Here is a 17,254-nt window from a genome sequence, read left to right as displayed (position 1 = left end):
GCGTCTCTCCGCACCGCCCGACGGACGGGTCCGGGCTGCGACTTGCTGACTCTCGCTCGGCAGGCTCGCGAGAGCGTCGTCCGGGCGGGACCGAGCCGGCTGCCCCTTTCAGTCCCACCCACCGCGACCGCACAGCAGCCTCACACCTCCCCAGCCTCGGCGACGGCGCGGCCGCGAAACCGCACCGCAGGCGGCCGCGCCGTCGCCTCCCTCGCGCGGTCGCGGCGACACGGGGTCGCCGCGGCGCACGCCGACCGCACCGCCACGCACAGCACCGCGACCGCACGTGGGACGAACGTTTTTGGCAGATACCGAAGGACTCCCGCCGTGAGTGCCGTTGGGTGGGATGGCTCGCAGCCCATCGCCTCGGGGGTCGGGCCACCGGACTCACCGTGACGGTACCGTTTTGAGTCCGCGTCCCGCAGGGACGGGCACATGGTACGGCGGCTGGTTCTCGGCTGCGACTCCGTCGGTCACACGCTCGTCGAGCGAGCGCGGGAGCGCCGCGGCGAGTTACACGTCGTCGCGGACGACACCGGCTGGGTGACGACGCTCCGGGAGGCGAACGTCGCCGCCGTCGAGGCGGACCCGACCGACTCCGCCAACTATCCCGACCGGGCGGCTGTCGTCGTGGTCGCGAGCGACGATCCGGACCGGAATCTCGCCGCCGCGCTGTCGGCCCGGGCGGCGTTCCCCGACGCGCTGATCGTGGCGTACGCGGGCGAGGACCCGGCGGACGCGGTCCGCGACCGACTTCGGGAGACCGTCGACCGACTCATCGACCCCGTCGACGCGCTCGCGGACCGCGTCGTCGCGGCCGCGGGCGCGGACGAGGGCGAGCGCATGGCGTCGCTGTTCTCGACGCTCCGGCAACTGAACGGGCCGCTGGCGGTCGTGACCCACGACAACCCCGACCCCGACGCCATCGCCAGCGCCATCGCGTTGGTTCGCGTGGCGGAGGCGGTGGGGGTGCCCGCGGAAGCGTGCTATCACGGCGAGATCTCCCATCAGGAGAACCGCGCGCTCGTGAACTTGCTGGACATCCCGATCCGGAACGTGGAATCCGTCGACCCCGACGAGTACGGCGGGATCGCTCTCGTCGATCACTCGCGTGCGGGCGTCAACGACAGTCTCGCCCCCGAGACGGCGGTCGACGTGGTCGTGGACCACCACCCGCCGCGTGGGCCGGTGGAGGGATCGTACGTCGACATCAGGCCGGATCTGGGCGCGACGAGCACCATGCTCGCCGAGTACCTCGACCGGCTCGAGATCGAACCGGACCGCCGGACTGCGACCGCCCTGTTGTACGGGATCCGCGTCGACACGCGCGAGTTCACCCGCGAGGTATCGGTCGCAGACTTCGAGGCGGGCGCGAATCTCCTCCCGTTCGTCGACGAGGAGGTGCTCGAGCGCGTCGAGTCGCCGAGCGTGAGCGTGGACACCGTCGAGACGCTCGCGGAGGCGATCCGGCGACGGGACGTGCGGGGGTCGGCGGTCGCCTCCTGCGTCGGACGCATCAAGGACCGCGACGCGCTCGCGCAGGCGGCCGAGCGCCTGCTGAACATGGAGGACGTGACGGTATCGCTCGTCTACGGCTACATGGACGGCGTCGTCTACGTCTCCGGCCGCGCCCGCGGCGCGTCGATCGACCTCGGCGAGACGCTCCGGGAGGCGCTCGACCAGATCGGCTCCGCGGGCGGGCACGCGGACATGGCGGGCGCACAGGTCCCGCTGGGGATCCTCGGGGAGGTCGACGAAGAGGCGGAGGAGACCCTGACCGACGTGGTCGAGGACATAATCTCCGGGCGCTTCTTCGAGACGCTCGCGGACGCGCCCGCGGCGCCGGACCACGACCCGGACGCGTCGTTCCCGCACGACTGAGGCGTCTCGCGCCGCCGGAGTCCGACCGCGCTTCGGGGCCGAGCCGTCTGTGGACACCTCACAGTCGGCGGCGTAACCGCCAGACTTTATCCGCCCGGGTTGGTACGCGCGACATGGACCAGTTGCGGCAGTCACTCCTCGACGCGCCGATCATCGAGAAGGGCGACTACGAGTACTTCGTCCACCCCATCAGCGACGGCGTTCCGATGCTGGAGCCGGAGCTCCTCCGCGAGATCGTCATCCGGATGATCCGGAAGACGGAGCTGGAGAACGTCGACAAGATCGTCACCCCCGCGGCGATGGGGATCCACATCTCCACCGCGCTCTCGCTGATGACGGACATCCCGCTCGTCGTCATCCGCAAGCGGCAGTACGGCCTCGACGGCGAGGTGCCGCTGTTCCAGGAGACGGGCTACTCCGAGTCCGAGATGTACATCAACGACGTGGAGGCGGGCGACCGCGTGCTCGTCCTCGACGACGTGCTCTCGACGGGCGGCACGATGAAGGCCATCCTCGACGCGCTCACGAACGAGGTCGGCGCGGACGTGGTCGACGTGCTTGCGGTGATCAAGAAGGCGGGCGAGAACGAACTCGACGACACCGACTACGACGTGAAGACGCTGATCAACGTCACCGTCGAGGACGGCGAGGTCGTTATCGTCGACGAGGACGGCGACGGGTAAGCCGTCTCGGGACCGTCGGACGCGCGGGCGGCCGGCCCGCTTCCGGTCCCGGTCCGACCTGCCGGCCACCACGCCCTTTTGCGTCGTCGGCCCCAAAGCGACTACATGAGCGACACGCAGAGCGCACTGTTCGTCGTGAGCGAGGAGGGGTACTGGGCCGAGGAGTGCATCGAGCCGCTGTCCGCGCTGGAGTCGGCCGGCGTCGATGTCACGGTCGCGACGCCCTCGGGCGCGGCCCCCGAGCCGGACGAGCGCTCGCTCGACCCGGAGAGCGTCGGCGAGGAGACCGCGGAGCGCTACCGCGAGGTCGCCGGCTCGAACCCGGCGCTCACCGACCCGGTCCCGCTGGCCGCCGCCTCCGCGGCCGACCACGACGCGGTCGTGTTCCCCGGCGGCCACGGCACCGTCTGGGACGTGAACCAGGACCGCGACGCGCGCCAGCTCCTGCTCGATGCGGTCGCGGGCGAGGACGGCGTCGCGCTCGTCGTCTGTCACGCGGCCGGGATCCTCGCGTTCACGCGCGAGGCGGACGGCTCCTTCCTCGTGGAAGGCCGCGAGGTCACCGGCTTCCCGAACGCGTGGGAGGCCGACATCGTCGACGACGACGACGTGCTCCCGGACGGCCGGAAGCTCCCCTACTGGGTCGAGGACGAGGTCGTCGCCGCCGGCGGCCTCTGGGATGCCGAACTCGACGCGGACACGAGCGTCACCGTCGACGGCGACCTGATCACCGCCCGCGGGCCCGGGTCCTCCGAGGCGGCCGCGGAGACGCTGCTCGACGCGCTGGATTTATAGGCGGGTTCCGAACAGGAGAGCGACAGATTCCGCGGAGCGTGGTGAGGTGGTGCCAGTCGCTGCGGGCCGTTTACTGAAACTCGTGGCGGTGCTGATGTGGTCGGCGCGCGCGAGCAACGCGCGCGAGGGAGGCCGCGGGCCGGCCGCATTGCGGTGCGTTGCGGTTCCGCGGCCGGCCCGCGGCCGAGGCTGGGGAGGGGTGAGGCTGCTGTGCGGTCGCGGTGCGGTGCGGGGCAGTTGCGGTACTGTGCGGTACGGGTGGGACTGAAAGGGGCAGCCGGCTCGATCCGGCCCCGACGACGTAAGCACTCGCGCCGGGTGTTGCGGAGAGGCGCGAGCGCGCAGCGAGGCGCGGCCGGTCGAGCCGGCTGGGGCTTTCTGGGCGTTGCTGTTCCGAGCAGCAGATTCTGCAACCGAGACAGAAAACGCGTCGTACAGAGAGCCGGCTGGGGCTTTCTGGATAATGCGGTCCAGAACAGCAGGATCTACATCCAGTACAGAAAACGCCCGGATAAGGCACGGAGGCCCGACCAAAGCGTCCCCGACCCCGCCGCCACGGTTAGTACCACTGCCGAACACGGAACGGTCTCGGTCGGACGAAAATACCTCGCACCCACCTCGCTCCGTCCCCTCTTTCTACAGACCTCGGCTATAGGCTCCCTCGTCCTCCGATCCCGATCCGACGGCCACCACGATCGCGACGATCACGAGGAGGACGCCGAAGGCGGCGATCCGGGCGGACCATGCAGTCGCGGAACCGGCGATGAACGGCGAGATCGCGGCCGCGACGCCGATCAGTCCGAGCAGGGCGGGGACGATGGGGATCCGGGCGAGTCGGTCGCGCATCGTCGGAGAACTACGCGGAACGCGGACATAAATCCTCTCGCCAGCCGCCTCCGAGCTTCCGAATCACGACGCACGGGCGGTTCGCACCGCTAACGCGCCGGCGAGCGCCGCTGCGAGCACCGCCACCACGGTCAGCACCGCGAACAGGGCCTCCGAGCCCCCGATATCGAGAGACATACCCGCCAGCAGCGCGCCGAGAGCGCCGACGCCGAACGTGCCGAGGTAGACGAAGCCGAACGAGAGCCCGTGACTCGCCTCGTCGACCGTGCGCGCGACGACGGTCTGAGCCACGGGGGCGACCGCGTACGCGAAGAACCCGAGCAGCGCACAGACCGCGAGCAGGGGGCCGACGCCGGCGTTCGACAGGGGGAGAAAGGCCACGGAGACGAGCGCCAGCGCCGCGAAGGTGCCCATCAGGGTCCGCTCGGGGGAGAGTCGGTCGCTGGCGATCCCGCCGGCGTACTGGCCCGCCACGCCCACGAGCAGGAGCCACGTGTACGCGAGCCGACTCGCCTCCAGGTCGCGCCCGCCGAGCGTCAGGGGTTCGAAGACCGACACGCCCGCCAGCACGTCCGGGAGGAAGGTGAACGCGCCGCGGTAGTAGACGCCGTAGGTCATCTGGATCGCGAACACGAGCAGGAAGCCGCCGGCGAACAGCCGCCGGGAGTCCGCCCCGAGCGCGCCGCGGAGGGTGTCGGGAGCGTCCGCGTCCTCGCCCTCCCCGTCCCGGTCGATCCGCACGCGGAGCCCGACCAGCACCGCGACCGCGGCGGGGACCGCGAGCGCCGCGGCGACCGTTCGCCACTCCGCGGCCGTCAGCGCGAGGATGACCGCGAGCGGGCCGACCACCATCCCGACGTTGCCGCCCGCGCCGTGGACCGCGAGGACCGTCCCCCGGCGGTCGGCACCGCGGCTGATCAGCGAGAGCCCGGCGGGGTGATAGAGGCTCGCCGCCGCGCCCCACGCCAGCAGCGCGAGCGTCACGCCGACGAGCGTGGACGCGAGGTAGAGGCCGGCGAACGCCGCGCCCATTCCCCCGATGGACAGGAGGACGAGCCGACGGGAGCCCCACCGGTCCGCCGCCGCGCCCGAAAGCGGCGCGAGCAGGCCGATCAGGGCGTAGCTCGCGCCCGTGACGGCGCCGACGACCGTCGCCGAGACGCCGAACTCCGCGATCCACAGCGGGACGAACAGCGGGATCGACAGCTCGAAGCCGTGGAACGTGCCGTGCCCGAGCGCGGTGAAGGCGGCGACGGCGCGGTCGCTGGCGTTCACGCGCGGCGGTTCGGCGGGGGGAGAAAAGGGGCTGCCGATTCCGGGTGTCGGAGCCGGTTCCGGCGAGCGGGCGTGGACGGCTCGCGAGCGAGCTACTCGCCGTCCGCGTCCTCGTCGCCTTCCTCGTCCGCGGCCGCGGACGCGACCGTCTCAGCGTCAACGATGTCGACCGTGGACACCTCGTCGCCCGCCGCCAGGTCCATCACGACGACGCCCATCGTGTTGCGGCCGACCTTCGAGAGGTCCTCGACGCGGGTCCGGAGGATCTGCCCCTCGCGGCTCATCGTCACGAGGTGGTCGCCGGCCGACACCGCGTCGACGGAGACGACCTCGCCGTTTCTGTCGCCGGTCTTGATGTCGATGAGGCCCATCCCGTTGCGGGACTGGAGCCGGTACTCCGACACGTCCGAGCGCTTGCCGTAGCCGTTCTCGGTGACGGTCAGGAGCCAGTCGTGCGCGTCGGCGTCGACGGCCGCGAGCCCCGCGACCGCGTCGCCCTCGCGGAGGTCGATCCCCCGGACACCGCGGGCGGTCCGACCCATCGCGCGCACCTCGTCCTCGGCGAAGCGGATCGCCATCCCGTTTCGACTGCCGATGACGATGTCGAAGCCGCCGTCGGTGACGTCGACGTCGACCAGCTGGTCGCCGTCCTCCAGCCGGATGGCGCGGATCCCCGTCGAGCGGATGTTCTCGAACTCCTCGACGCCGGTCCGCTTGATGTAGCCGTCGCGGGTGACCATCGTGAGGTACTCGTCATCGTCGAGGTCGTCGGTGTTGACGACCGCCTGGATCTCCTCGCCGTCGTCTAAGTCCAGCAGGTTGACCGCGGACTTCCCGCGGGCGGTGCGGGACAGCTCCGGGATCTCGTAGGTCTTCAGCTGGTAGATCTGCCCCTCGTTGGTGAACACCAGCAGGTAGTCGTGGGAGTTGGCGACGAAGACGGAGGAGACGGCGTCCTCCTCCTTCAGGTCGGTGCCGATCACCCCCTTCCCGCCGCGGTTCTGCGCGCGGATGGCGTCCAGCGGCATCCGCTTGATGTAGTCGTCCTCGGACATGACCACGACGAACTCCTCCTCCGGGATGAGGTCCTCGTGGGTGACGGTGCCGGTGTCCTCGATGAAGGAGGTGCGGCGCTCGTCGCCGTACTCCTCCTTTATCTCCAGCAGCTCTTTCTCGATCACCGCGTCGAGCTCCGCCTGCGAGTCGAGGATCTCCTCCAGCCGCTCGATGCGGGCGGTCACGTCCTCGTACTCGGACTCGATCTCCTCGGTCTCCATCGAGGTGAGCGAGCCGAGCTGCATCCGGACGATGTGGGCCGCCTGCTCCTCGGAGAAGTCGAAGCCCTCGCGGAGCGCCGCCTTCGCGGCGTCGCGGTCCTCGGATTCTCGAATGGTCTCCACCACGTCGTCGACGTGGTCGAGCGCGCGGAGCCGCCCCTCGAGGATGTGGGCGCGGTCCTGCCGCTCGGCGAGTTCGTGCTCGGAGCGCCGGCGCACGACCTCGCGACGGTGGTCGAGGTACTCCTGGAGCGTCTCCTTGAGGTCGAGCACCTGCGGCTGGCCGTCGACTAAGGCGAGATTGATGACGCCGAAGGTGCGTTCGAGGTGACTCTCCAGCAGCTGGTTCTTGACGACCTCCGCCATCGCGTCGCGCTTCAGCTCGACGACGACGCGGATCCCGTCGCGGTCGGACTCGTCGCGCAGGTCGCGGATCCCCTCGATGGAGCCGTCGTTGACGTCCTCCGCGATGCGCTCGACGAGCCGGGACTTGTTCTGCTGGAAGGGGAGCTCGGTGATGACGATCCGACCCTCCTCCTCGTCGACCTCGAACTCCGCACGGACGCGGATCCGACCGCGACCGGTCTTGTACGCCTTGTGGACCGCGTTCCGGCCGACGATGTTGGCGCCCGTCGGGAAGTCGGGGCCCTTGACGTGTTGCATCAGGTCCTCGACGGTCGCCTCGGGGTCGTCGATCAGCGCGACGGTCGCGTCGATCACCTCGCCGAGGTTGTGCGGCGGGATGTTCGTCGACATCCCGACCGCGATGCCCGAGGAGCCGTTGACGAGCAGGTTCGGGAACGCCGAGGGGAGCACCTCCGGCTCCGTGAGCCGGTCGTCGTAGTTGCTCTGGAAGTCGACGGTGTCGCGCTCGATGTCCGCGAGCATCTCCTCGGCCAACGGCGCCATGCGCGCCTCCGTGTAGCGCGGGGCCGCGGGCGGGTCGCCGTCGACGGAGCCGAAGTTCCCCTGCCCGTCCACGAGGGGGTACCGCATCGAGAAGTCCTGCGCCATGCGCGCTAAGGCGTCGTAGATGGGCGAGTCGCCGTGCGGGTGGTAGTCGCCCATCGTCTCGCCGACGATGGAGGAGGACTTCCGGTGGGAGGTGTTGCTCGTGACGCCCGCCTCGTGCATCGCGTAGAGGATCCGGCGGTGGACGGGCTTGAGCCCGTCGCGCACGTCGGGGAGCGCGCGACCCGCGATGACCGACATCGCGTAGTCGATGTACGACTGCTCCATCTCGTCCTCGATGCGGGCGGTCTTGACCTGTGCGGCTCGCACGTCGTCGGGGTTCGGTGTCTCGGAACTCATCTCAGATGTCCACCCACTCGGCGTCGGTCGCGTGCTCCTTGATGAACTGCTTGCGCGGCTCGACCGCGTCGCCCATCAGCACGTTGAACATGCGGTCGGCGGCCGCGGCGTCCTCGATGTTGATCTGCTTCAGGATGCGGTTCTCCGGGTCCATCGTCGTGTCCCACAGCTGCTCGGGGTTCATCTCGCCGAGGCCCTTGAACCGCTGGATCTGCGTGGGGTTGCCGTTGCACTTCTCCTCGACGACGCGGTCGCGCTCCGCCTCGGTCATCACGTCGTACGTCTCGCCGTTGTACCGGATCCGGTAGAGCGGCGGCTGGGCCGCGTACACGTAGCCCGCCTCGATGAGCGGCTTCATGTGGCGGTACAGCAGGGTCAGGAGGAGGGTCCTGATGTGAGCCCCGTCGACGTCGGCGTCGGTCATGAGGATGATCTTCTTGTACCTGACCTCGTCGAGGTCGAACTCCTCGCCGATGCCGGTGCCGATGGCGGTGATCAGCGCCCGGATCTCGTCGTTCTCGAGGATGCGGTCGAGGCGGTGCTTCTCCACGTTGAGGATCTTCCCCTTGATGGGGAGGATCGCCTGGAACTCGCGGGCGCGGCCCTGCTTGGCGCTGTTGTGGACGAATACCCCTGACTCGAGCGCGAAGTTGTGTGTCTCTGGCACCTCGAGGTCGTACACGTCTTCGGTTTCCTCAAGCGGCTCGACCGATGCAACGGAGTGATTGTGCGCGCGAACCTCTTGAATCAGCTCCGCTTCCCCGTCGAAGAACTTCTCGATCGTCGTTTCCTTCGTCAAGACGTTCGGACCGCCTTCCTCGCGCCGGCGCTCGTCGTAGTTCTGTAGGTCCCCCTCCTCTTCCAGGACCTCCTTCATGAACGGGATCGTATGTTCGAAGTACGTCTGGTTGTATGCCTCCCTCCGTTGCTCACGGAACTCTTCGGTCCACTGCTCTTTCGTTTTCTCGCTGCGCCACTCACGAAGGTCCTCATCGTCCCACTGTGCTTCCGCCTCCTTGCGTCGTTTTTCGACGGCTTCCGGGTTCTCCTCGAAATACCGCTCGACGCGTTCGGACTGTTCTTCTCGGTTCTCTTCGTCCGCCCAGTACTTACGGGCCTCTTCGGTGAGCCGCTCGCGAACGCGCTCCCTGTATTCGGGATTGTTCTCGTAGTACTCGAACCACGCGTTTCGCATGAACTCGCGGTATTCATCGTCTTCCCACTGCTCTTCCGCCTGTTCTCGGAGGATTTCGACGGTCTCCTCACGCTGCATCCGCTCGCTCATTTTCTCGCGGAACTCTTCGGTCCGCTTGAGTTCGCGGAGTTTCTCGAACACCTCTTCGGTGTGGAGTGTTTGTGACGCGTGCTCGCGATGCAACTCGAGATGATCCTCCTTCTCGAGACGCCGAACGTTATCCGGACGGTTGTTTCGCTTGTCGAAATCGACGTGGTGTTTGTGTTCGCCGTCGGCTTCCTCGTACACGCCCTCTTCTAAGTTATACCGGTCGGCGAGGAGATGGGTAAACTCCCAAAGCCCACGCATGAACGGCTGTTTGACCATCTCGTAGCCGTCAATAGTGATGTTCTCCTCGTCAGTATCCGAGGTCTTCCGATAGAGCGGCATGAGCGATTGGCCCGGTTTGAGGTCCTGGGCCTCGCAGTAACTCCCATCCCGCAGCATGAACTCGTGATCTGGGGTGCATCGGATTGACTCCCCATCGTCGAGGGTAACCTCGACGAGGTCCGCATCTTCTCGCGTGATGCGCGGGTTCTCGATCCGCTCCAGCCCGATTTTGCCGTCGGACTGCATGGTGTAACAGAAGTGTGATTCGCCGTTTTCGTGCTCCTCGACCAATTGTTCGAACGTGATCGATCGACCGGACGCAAGCGCCACCTCAGTATCCCCAGTGAAACAGCCGCCCGCGGAGTCGCCCTCCACGACGAACAGCTCGCCCTCGTCGGGGTCGCGGGTCTGACAGTCGGCGAGCTTGCCCGGCAGCGCGGTCGACTCCAGCGCCGACTTGCGGCGGGTTAGCTCCTCGGCCTTCTTGGCGGCCTTGCGGGCGCGGGCGGCCTCCGCGGCCTTGTGGACGACCTTCCGGGCGGTGTCGGGGTTCTCCTCGAAGAACGTGCCGAGCTGCTCGTGGGTCGCGGACTCGACGACGCCGCGGACCTCCGAGTTGCCGAGCTTCGTCTTCGTCTGCCCCTCGAACTGCGGATCGGGGTGTTTGACGGAGACGACCGCGGTGAGCCCCTCGCGCACGTCCTCGCCCTTGAGGTTCGCGTCGAGGTCGTCGACGAGACCGTGGTCGTTCGCGTAGTCGTTGACGACGCGCGTCAGCGCGGTCTTGAACCCGGTGAGGTGGGTGCCGCCCTCGCGGGTGTTGATGTTGTTCGCGAACGCGTGGACGGAGCCCTGCAGCTCCTCGGTGGCCTGCATCGCGACCTCGACGTGGATGCCGTCCGCCTCGTCCTCGAAGTAGATGACCTCGTCGTGGATCGGCGACCGCGTCTCGTTGAGGTACTCGACGAACTCTCGGATGCCGCCATCGTAGCGGAACGTCTCCGACTCGCCGCTCCGGTCGTCGGCCAGCGTGATCTCCACGCCGGAGTTGAGGAACGCCAGTTCGCGGAGGCGGCTCGACAGCGTCGAGAAGTCGAAGTCCGTGGTCTCGAAGATGTCGCCGTCGGGCCAGAAGCGGATGTGCGTGCCCGTCTCCTCGTCCGGCTCCATGTCGCGGACGCGCTCGAAGGCGTCCGGGACCGGCTCGCCGGTCTCGAAGCGGTGGCGGTAGACGCCGCCGTCGCGTTTCACCTCGACCTCCAGCCGCTTCGAGAGCGCGTTGACCACGCTCACGCCGACGCCGTGGAGCCCGCCCGACACCTGGTAGGACTTGGAGTCGAACTTGCCGCCCGCGTGGAGGACGGTCATGATGACCTCCAGGGCGGGGCGGTCGTACTCCTCGTGGGTGTCGACGGGGATGCCGCGCCCGTCGTCGCGGACGCTCACGGAGCCGTCGTCGTGGATCTCCACCTCGATGTCGTCACAGAAGCCGGCCAGCGCCTCGTCGATGGCGTTGTCGACGACCTCGTAGACGAGGTGGTGGAGTCCGCCGGCGTCCGTGGACCCGATGTACATCGCGGGTCGTTTGCGGACGGCCTGTAAGCCTTCCAGCACCTGGATCTGCCCGGCGCCGTACTCGTTTTCTTCGTCCATCGTACTTGATCGGGTTACTCGATGCCCATTGATAAAGGCGCCGCACGCGCGTGGGCGCGTAGGCGAACACATCATGGAAGTACGGTGTGCACGCCGTGTGCACGACCCCGGGAATCCGAGGTGGTCTGCTCCCGGCCGCCTCGTGGGCGCCCGCACGGACCGCGGCGGCCGAGCGGCCGAGCGGCCGCACCGACCGCGCGGACCGCGCCGGCCGCGTTTCCACAGACCCTTATGTTCCGACGACCACGTTCGCGTATGGCTGACACCGAGACCTACACCGTGACCGGACCGAACGGCGAGGAGGACACCGTCGAACTGCCCGCGGGGCTCGTCGGCACGATGGCCGAACAGGGCGAGAACCCGGCGAAGGTCATCAGCGACGTGGTGCTGCAGGCGATGGCCCAGCAGGCGCACATGATGGCCCACCACGGCGAGGGCGAAGTCCCCGAGGAGATTCAGGAGATGAACGACACCGCCGAGGAGCTGTTCGAGGCGCGCTTCGGCACCTCGCTCGCGGACGCGCTCGGCCACTCGCACTAACGTCGCGGTCCGTTCCGGCCCTTCTGTCTTCGACGGATACCGAACAGCGACAGGTGCGCCGCTCGCACGCTCCGCCCTGCTCGCACGTTCCGCCGGCGTCCGCAGCCTTTTGTCACCCCGTGACCTGCGGCGGGACATGCACCAACGCGCTGCGGAGTTCGCGGAGCGGGCGGCGGCCGACCACGACCTCGACGTGACCGTCGAGGAGTTCGACGCCGGGACGGAGACCGCGGCCGCGGCCGCCGACGCCGTGGGCTGTGAGACCGCACAGATCGCCTCCAGCATCGTTGTCGAGCTCTCGGGCGGCCCGCGGGACGGCGATCTCGCGGTCGCGGTGACCAGCGGCGCGAACCGCGTCGACCTCGGTGCGGTCGCGGCGCACTTCGACGCCGACGCCGCGGCGATGGGCGACCCCGGCCGCATCCGCGAGGAGGTCGGCTGGAGCATCGGCGGCGTCCCGCCGATCGGCCACGACGCCGCCCTCCCGACCGTGATGGACCCGACGCTGACCGAGTACGGCACCGTCTGGGCCGCGGCCGGCACCCCCGACGCCGTGTTCCCGGTCGCGCCCGAGCGCCTGCGCGCGGCCGCCGACGCGACCGTCGTGGACCTCACCGAGTGAGGGTCGCGGCGGGGATAATAACTCGCCCGCGACTACTGGCCGAAGTTATTAAGATAAGAGCTGAGGATAACAACCCTTTTCTCGGAGAACCCGATAGGGTCGTGTATGACCCATTCACGCCGCGACGTGTTACGCGCGACCGCGGGGACGCTCGGCGTCGGCGCGCTCGCCGGCTGTACCGAGCGACTCGAGCGCGTCGCGGGCACGAGCGAGCTGGAGGACGGCGCGTACGCCGCCTTCTTCACCCTCGCCGACTTCGCGCGACAGGTCGGCGGCGACGCCTTTCCGGTCGAGAATCCGGTCCCTGCGGGGACGATGGGCCACCGCTGGGAGCCCGGCCCGGACCTGGCGACGGAGGTCGTCTCCCACCAAGCGTTCGTTTACATGGACGTGCCGGGATTCCAGCGGTGGGCCCGCAACACGGCCGCGACGATCGAGTCCGACCATCCCGAGGTGGCGCTCGTTGACGTGCTCGACGGCGTCGACCTGCTGGCCCTCGACGGGGACAGTCACGACGATCACACGGAAGACGGTCACGCGGACGAGCATACGGCGACGCAGGAACACACCGAGGACGGACACGACGACCACGACCACACCGAGGAGACCCACGACGAGCACACCGAAGGGGACCACGACGACCACGAGAACACCGAGGACGGCCACGACGAGCACGAGCACGGCGACTACGACCCCCACTTCTGGGTCGACCCGGTCCACGCGGCCGAGAGCGTCGAGACCATCGTCTCGGGGTTCCAGGAGGCGGACCCGGACAACGCGGCGGTTTTCTCGGAGAACGGCGACGCCTACGTCGAGCGCCTGACGGCGCTCCACGAGGCCTTCGAGGCCGGCCTCGCCGACCGCGAGCGCGACACCGTCGTCGTCGCCGCGCACAACTCCTACGCCTACCTCGCGGACCGCTACGGGCTGGAGGTCGTCTCCCCGCAGGGCGTCTCGCCGGACGCCGAACCGAGTCAGGACGAGATATCGGCGGTCGTCGACCTGATCGACAGCGAGGGGATCGACGTGGTGCTGGCCGACCACTTCGGCTCCGACGACCTCGCGAACACCGTCGTCCGCGAGTCGAGCGCGAGCCGAGTCGAGTACCTCTCGCCCGCCGAGGGGACGACCCAGGAGTGGAACGAGCGCGGCTGGGGCTACGTCGAACAGATGGAAGAGGTTAATCTGCCGGCCCTGCAAGCGGCGGTAGGGATCACCGAGTGAGCGAGGACGCAGCACGGCGGGACGACCCGCCGGTCGTCGCGGTCGAGGACGTCACCTACGACTACGGCGAGACGCTCGCCGTCGAGGACGTGACGCTCACGGTCGAGTCCGGCGAGTTCCTCGGTCTCGTCGGCCCGAACGGCTCGGGGAAGACCACGCTCCTCCACCTGATGCTCGGGCTACTGGAGCCCGACGAGGGCTCCGTCAGCCTGTTTGGCGAGCCGATCGATGAGTTCGCGGACGGCCACCGGATCGGCTACGTCGCTCAGCAGGCGACCCAGCAGGGTTCCGCGATGCCGGTCACCGTCGAGGAGGTCGTCGAGATGGGGCGGTACCCACACCGCGGCTCCAGCCGGCTGACGGACGCCGACCGGCGGACGGTCCGCGAGGCGATGGAGCGGGTCGAGATCGCCGACCTCGCGGACCGTCGGATCGCGGCGCTCTCCGGCGGCCAGCGCCAGCGCGCGTACATCGCCCGCGCGGTCGCGTCGGAGGCGGACCTGCTGGCGCTCGACGAGCCAACCGTCGGCGTCGACGCCGAGTCTCGCGACCGGTTTTACGGCCTGTTACAGGAGCTCAACGAGGACGGGATCACGATCGTCCTGATCGAACACGACATCGGCGTCGTCACCGACCGCGCGAGCCGCATCGCCTGCATCAACCGCCAGCTGTTCCACCACGGGGACACCGAGTCGTTCGTGGAGAGCGACGCCTTGGAGGAGGCGTACGGCTCGACGAGCAGCGTCGTCCATCACCACCACTGATGGCGGGGAAACCCACGCGAACGCGGCTGGTCGAGGGCGCGACGGTCGCGGTCGCGGCGTTCGTCGGCCTGCTCGTGCTGTTCATGGCCAGCGACGCGCTCGGGAGCGCGGGGCTTCCGGGCGGCGGCCTCGCGGAGTTCCTCGTCCTGCTCGGGCGCGTGCTGGAGGCGCTCACGGGGCTGGAGATGTTCCGGTTCCGGTTCGTCTGGTACTCGCTGGCGACGGGCGCGCTCATCGGCGTCGTCGGGCCGCTGGTGGGGATGTTCGTCGTCCACCGGGAGATGGCGCTGATCGGCGAGACGCTGGCGCACACGGCCTTCGCGGGCGTCGCCGCGGGCCTGCTCGTCGCCTCCGCGACCGACTGGTCCGCGCCGCTGCTGCTGTCGGCGCTGGTCGCGGCCGTCCTGGGCGCGTTCGGCGTCGAGTGGCTCGCGGAGCGCACGGAGACGTACGGCGACGTGCCCATCGCGGTGATGCTCACCGGCTCGTTCGCGCTCGGCACGGTGATCATCTCCTACGGCGGCGGCTTCTCGGGGCTGAACATCGACTCGTTCCTCTTCGGAAACATCTCGTTCGTCCCGGTCGGCGGCGCGTGGGTGATGGTCGCGCTCTCGGCGTTCGTCGTCGGCGTCGTCGCGACCCAGTACAAACAGCTCCTCTTCATCACCTTCGACGAGCAGGCCGCCCGCGTCGCGCAGTTCGACGTGTCGCTGTACAACAAGCTGCTCGTCGTGCTCACGGCGATGGTCGTCGTCGGCTCGATGCAGGTGCTCGGCGTCATCCTCGTCGCCGCGATGCTCGTCGTCCCGACCGCGGCCGCCTCGCAGGTCGCGGAGAGCTTCCGCGAGGCCCTCCTCCTCGCGGTGCTGGTCGGCGAGGTGTCGGTCGTCTCGGGCCTGCTCGTGGGGTACGTCACCGGCCTCCCCGCGGGCGGAACCGTCGTCCTGATCGGGATCGGCTTCTACCTCCTGAGCGTCGCCGCGTCGAGCCGGTCGGTCTCGCTGTCGCTGCACTGAGGGCGGCGAGCCGGCGGTCGGCCGCGAAGGGCGTCGCGAGGCCCGCGAGTCGTGACGCGGCAGAAGGCATTTATCGGCCTGCCGAGGATCCCGAGGCGTGTCCACGCCCTCCATCCGCCGGTCGTTCAGACGCCACTCGGTTCCGCTGGTCCTGTTCGGGCTGGTGACGCTCGCGGTCCTCGTCGTCCCGCCGCTCGTGCTCGGCGAGGTGACGACGCGGACGTACGCCATCGCGGCCGCGATACTCATCCTCGCCGTCGGGGCCGCGTTCCCCTACGCGGTGCTGGTCGCGCTGGGAACGCTCCCGCTGCTTCGCGCGGGGATCGCGAGCTTCGCGGCGCCGCAGCGGACGGCCGACGGTCCCCACTCCTTCTCCGCGGAGGCGTCGGTGAGACACGTCGTCGCCGGGGTCGCGTACGTCCTCGGCGCGGCCGCGGTCGGAGCCATCGGCCTCGGCGCGCAGATCGGACTGCGGAGCGGTCCCACGGCGACGCCGACGTTCCTGCGGCCGTCCTTCCTCTACCTCGGCGGACTCCTCGTCGGCGGCGCCTTCGTCGCGCTCCAACTGTGGCGCTACGATGCGCCTCCGGGTGACCTCGACCGGCGAACGGCCCTCGCGACGGTCGGGCTCGGAGTCCTGATCGCGCTCGCGCCGGCGGTCGCCTTCTGGGTGTTCGACGGCGGCGTCTGAGGGCCGTCTCCGCCCGGGGCGGCTCGCGTCTCGGATGCCGAGCCCGGGGCCGGGCAGCACCGCCGCATCACTCTCCCGGTGGTCCACACCGAATGACTGACGGACCTCTGACCGCAATCACGACGCATGAGTCAGGACCGCGGAGACGGGCGTGGGACGCGCGGCGACGGACACGGCGACCTCGACGGTCTGTCCGTCGACGCGGCGGTCGATGCGGTCGACGACGAACGGACCGACCCTGGTCGGGTGCGCGAGACGCTCGCCATCGTCGCCAGCGACGGCACCGTCCGCCGAGCCGCGGTCGACGACGCGCTCGCGAACGCCTCGAAGGTGGTGACGACCGCCGAGACGCGGACGGAGCTCGCGGCTCGGAAGCTGTCCGAGGCACGCGAGGACGCCGACCCCGTGCTGGACCTGCCCCCCGTCTCGTCGCGAGTCGACGGCTTCGCGGCGCGGCTCGACGCCATCGAGGACCGAGCGGAGGCTCTCGGCGACGACGTACAGGCAATCCTCGAACGCAAGGACGACGGCGACCTCTACCGGGTCGCGCGCCGGATCCGGGAGGTGACGGACGCTGCGAGGGAGACACAGCGCGTCGCCGACGACCTGCAACTCGAGCTCGACTCGTTCCGGGAGTGGCTCGCGGACGCCGACCGGCGCGAAGCGGACCTCGCGGACGACGTGGACGCGGTCGCGGACGCGCTGGACGGCCTCGACGCGACCGTCTCGGACATCCCGGCCGCGACCGAGGAGGACGGCGGAGACGCGGCGGCACGACGATGGGCCGCGGCGACGATCCGCCACCGCGTCCTGTCGCTGATGATCGCCGACCTTCGGGCGGAGCTGTCGGCGCTTCGGACGTGGGCCGAGCGCGAGGGGATCGACCCGCCGTCGAACGTCGACCCACGGATCGACGACCTCGCGGCGCGCCACGAGACCGCCGGGAACCGGCTCGCCGACCGCGCCGATCCGGCGTGGACCGAGCGGTTCGACGACCGGTTGACGGCGGTCGAGAGGGCGCTCGGGGGGATGGAGCCGCCGATCGACTGGGCGGACGTGGAGGCGGTGGTCGATGAGCACCGCCCCGACCTCGCGTAGGCCGGACGCCGTAC

14 protein-coding genes are annotated in these 17,254 nt (G+C 69.4%); 10 read left to right on the top strand and 4 right to left on the bottom strand.

Annotated elements, in window-relative coordinates; genetic code table 11:
- Positions 1–435 precede the first annotated feature (435 nt).
- The 3 genes from AN233_RS04895 to AN233_RS04885 all read left to right on the top strand — a co-directional run bounded on the left by AN233_RS04895 (position 436) and on the right by AN233_RS04885 (position 3,359).
- Positions 436–1,881: a DHH family phosphoesterase gene (locus tag AN233_RS04895; protein ID WP_058365727.1), complete on the top strand. Its 1,446-nt coding sequence runs from the start codon at positions 436–438 to the stop codon at positions 1,879–1,881.
- A gap of 113 nt (positions 1,882–1,994) precedes the next feature.
- Entirely contained in the window at positions 1,995–2,564 is a 570-nt protein-coding gene (gene hpt, locus AN233_RS04890; RefSeq protein WP_058365726.1) for a hypoxanthine/guanine phosphoribosyltransferase, read from the top strand.
- 105 nt (positions 2,565–2,669) lie between these two features.
- On the top strand, positions 2,670–3,359 hold the full coding sequence (locus AN233_RS04885; protein ID WP_058365725.1) for a DJ-1/PfpI family protein: 690 nt from the start codon (positions 2,670–2,672) through the stop codon (positions 3,357–3,359).
- Between the two features lie 636 nt (positions 3,360–3,995).
- Here the strand turns inward: AN233_RS04885 and AN233_RS04880 are convergent.
- The 4 genes from AN233_RS04880 to gyrB all read right to left on the bottom strand — a co-directional run bounded on the left by AN233_RS04880 (position 3,996) and on the right by gyrB (position 11,285).
- Positions 3,996–4,205 carry a hypothetical protein gene (locus AN233_RS04880; RefSeq protein ID WP_058365724.1) on the bottom strand — a complete coding sequence of 70 codons (210 nt, stop codon included), beginning with the start codon at positions 4,203–4,205 and terminating at the stop codon, positions 3,996–3,998.
- A 63-nt stretch (positions 4,206–4,268) separates the two neighbouring features.
- Positions 4,269–5,480 carry an MFS transporter gene (locus AN233_RS04875; protein WP_058365723.1) on the bottom strand — a complete coding sequence of 404 codons (1,212 nt, stop codon included), beginning with the start codon at positions 5,478–5,480 and terminating at the stop codon, positions 4,269–4,271.
- A gap of 92 nt (positions 5,481–5,572) precedes the next feature.
- Positions 5,573–8,068: a DNA gyrase subunit A gene (gyrA, locus tag AN233_RS04870; protein ID WP_058365722.1), complete on the bottom strand. Its 2,496-nt coding sequence runs from the start codon at positions 8,066–8,068 to the stop codon at positions 5,573–5,575.
- A 1-nt stretch (position 8,069) separates the two neighbouring features.
- The gene (gene gyrB / locus AN233_RS04865; RefSeq protein ID WP_058365721.1) at positions 8,070–11,285 is read right to left on the bottom strand and encodes a DNA topoisomerase (ATP-hydrolyzing) subunit B; all 3,216 of its coding nucleotides are present in this window, start codon (positions 11,283–11,285) and stop codon (positions 8,070–8,072) included.
- 255 nt (positions 11,286–11,540) lie between these two features.
- Here gyrB and AN233_RS04860 point away from each other — a divergent pair, with 255 nt between their 5' ends.
- From AN233_RS04860 to AN233_RS04830, 7 genes are all read left to right on the top strand, one after another.
- Positions 11,541–11,825: a DUF7545 family protein gene (locus AN233_RS04860; RefSeq protein WP_058365720.1), complete on the top strand. Its 285-nt coding sequence runs from the start codon at positions 11,541–11,543 to the stop codon at positions 11,823–11,825.
- 136 nt (positions 11,826–11,961) lie between these two features.
- The gene (locus tag AN233_RS04855) at positions 11,962–12,447 is read left to right on the top strand and encodes a YbaK/EbsC family protein (RefSeq protein ID WP_058365719.1); all 486 of its coding nucleotides are present in this window, start codon (positions 11,962–11,964) and stop codon (positions 12,445–12,447) included.
- Positions 12,448–12,552: 105 nt separating this feature from the next.
- Positions 12,553–13,671 carry a metal ABC transporter solute-binding protein, Zn/Mn family gene (locus tag AN233_RS04850; RefSeq protein WP_058365718.1) on the top strand — a complete coding sequence of 373 codons (1,119 nt, stop codon included), beginning with the start codon at positions 12,553–12,555 and terminating at the stop codon, positions 13,669–13,671.
- Positions 13,668–14,435: a metal ABC transporter ATP-binding protein gene (locus tag AN233_RS04845; protein ID WP_058365717.1), complete on the top strand. Its 768-nt coding sequence runs from the start codon at positions 13,668–13,670 to the stop codon at positions 14,433–14,435. The genes AN233_RS04850 and AN233_RS04845 overlap by 4 nt, the downstream gene beginning before the upstream one ends.
- Positions 14,435–15,451 carry a metal ABC transporter permease gene (locus AN233_RS04840; protein ID WP_058365716.1) on the top strand — a complete coding sequence of 339 codons (1,017 nt, stop codon included), beginning with the start codon at positions 14,435–14,437 and terminating at the stop codon, positions 15,449–15,451. Before AN233_RS04845 ends, AN233_RS04840 begins: the two co-directional genes overlap by 1 nt.
- Before the next feature lie 97 nt (positions 15,452–15,548).
- Positions 15,549–16,142 carry a hypothetical protein gene (locus AN233_RS04835; protein WP_058365715.1) on the top strand — a complete coding sequence of 198 codons (594 nt, stop codon included), beginning with the start codon at positions 15,549–15,551 and terminating at the stop codon, positions 16,140–16,142.
- 126 nt (positions 16,143–16,268) lie between these two features.
- On the top strand, positions 16,269–17,240 hold the full coding sequence (locus AN233_RS04830; RefSeq protein ID WP_058365714.1) for a hypothetical protein: 972 nt from the start codon (positions 16,269–16,271) through the stop codon (positions 17,238–17,240).
- Positions 17,241–17,254: the final 14 nt, after the last annotated feature.

The organism is Haloparvum sedimenti (genome assembly GCF_001462205.1).
GTDB classification, from domain to species: domain Archaea; phylum Halobacteriota; class Halobacteria; order Halobacteriales; family Haloferacaceae; genus Haloparvum; species Haloparvum sedimenti.
This window is presented reverse-complemented; position numbering and strand designations above follow the sequence as displayed.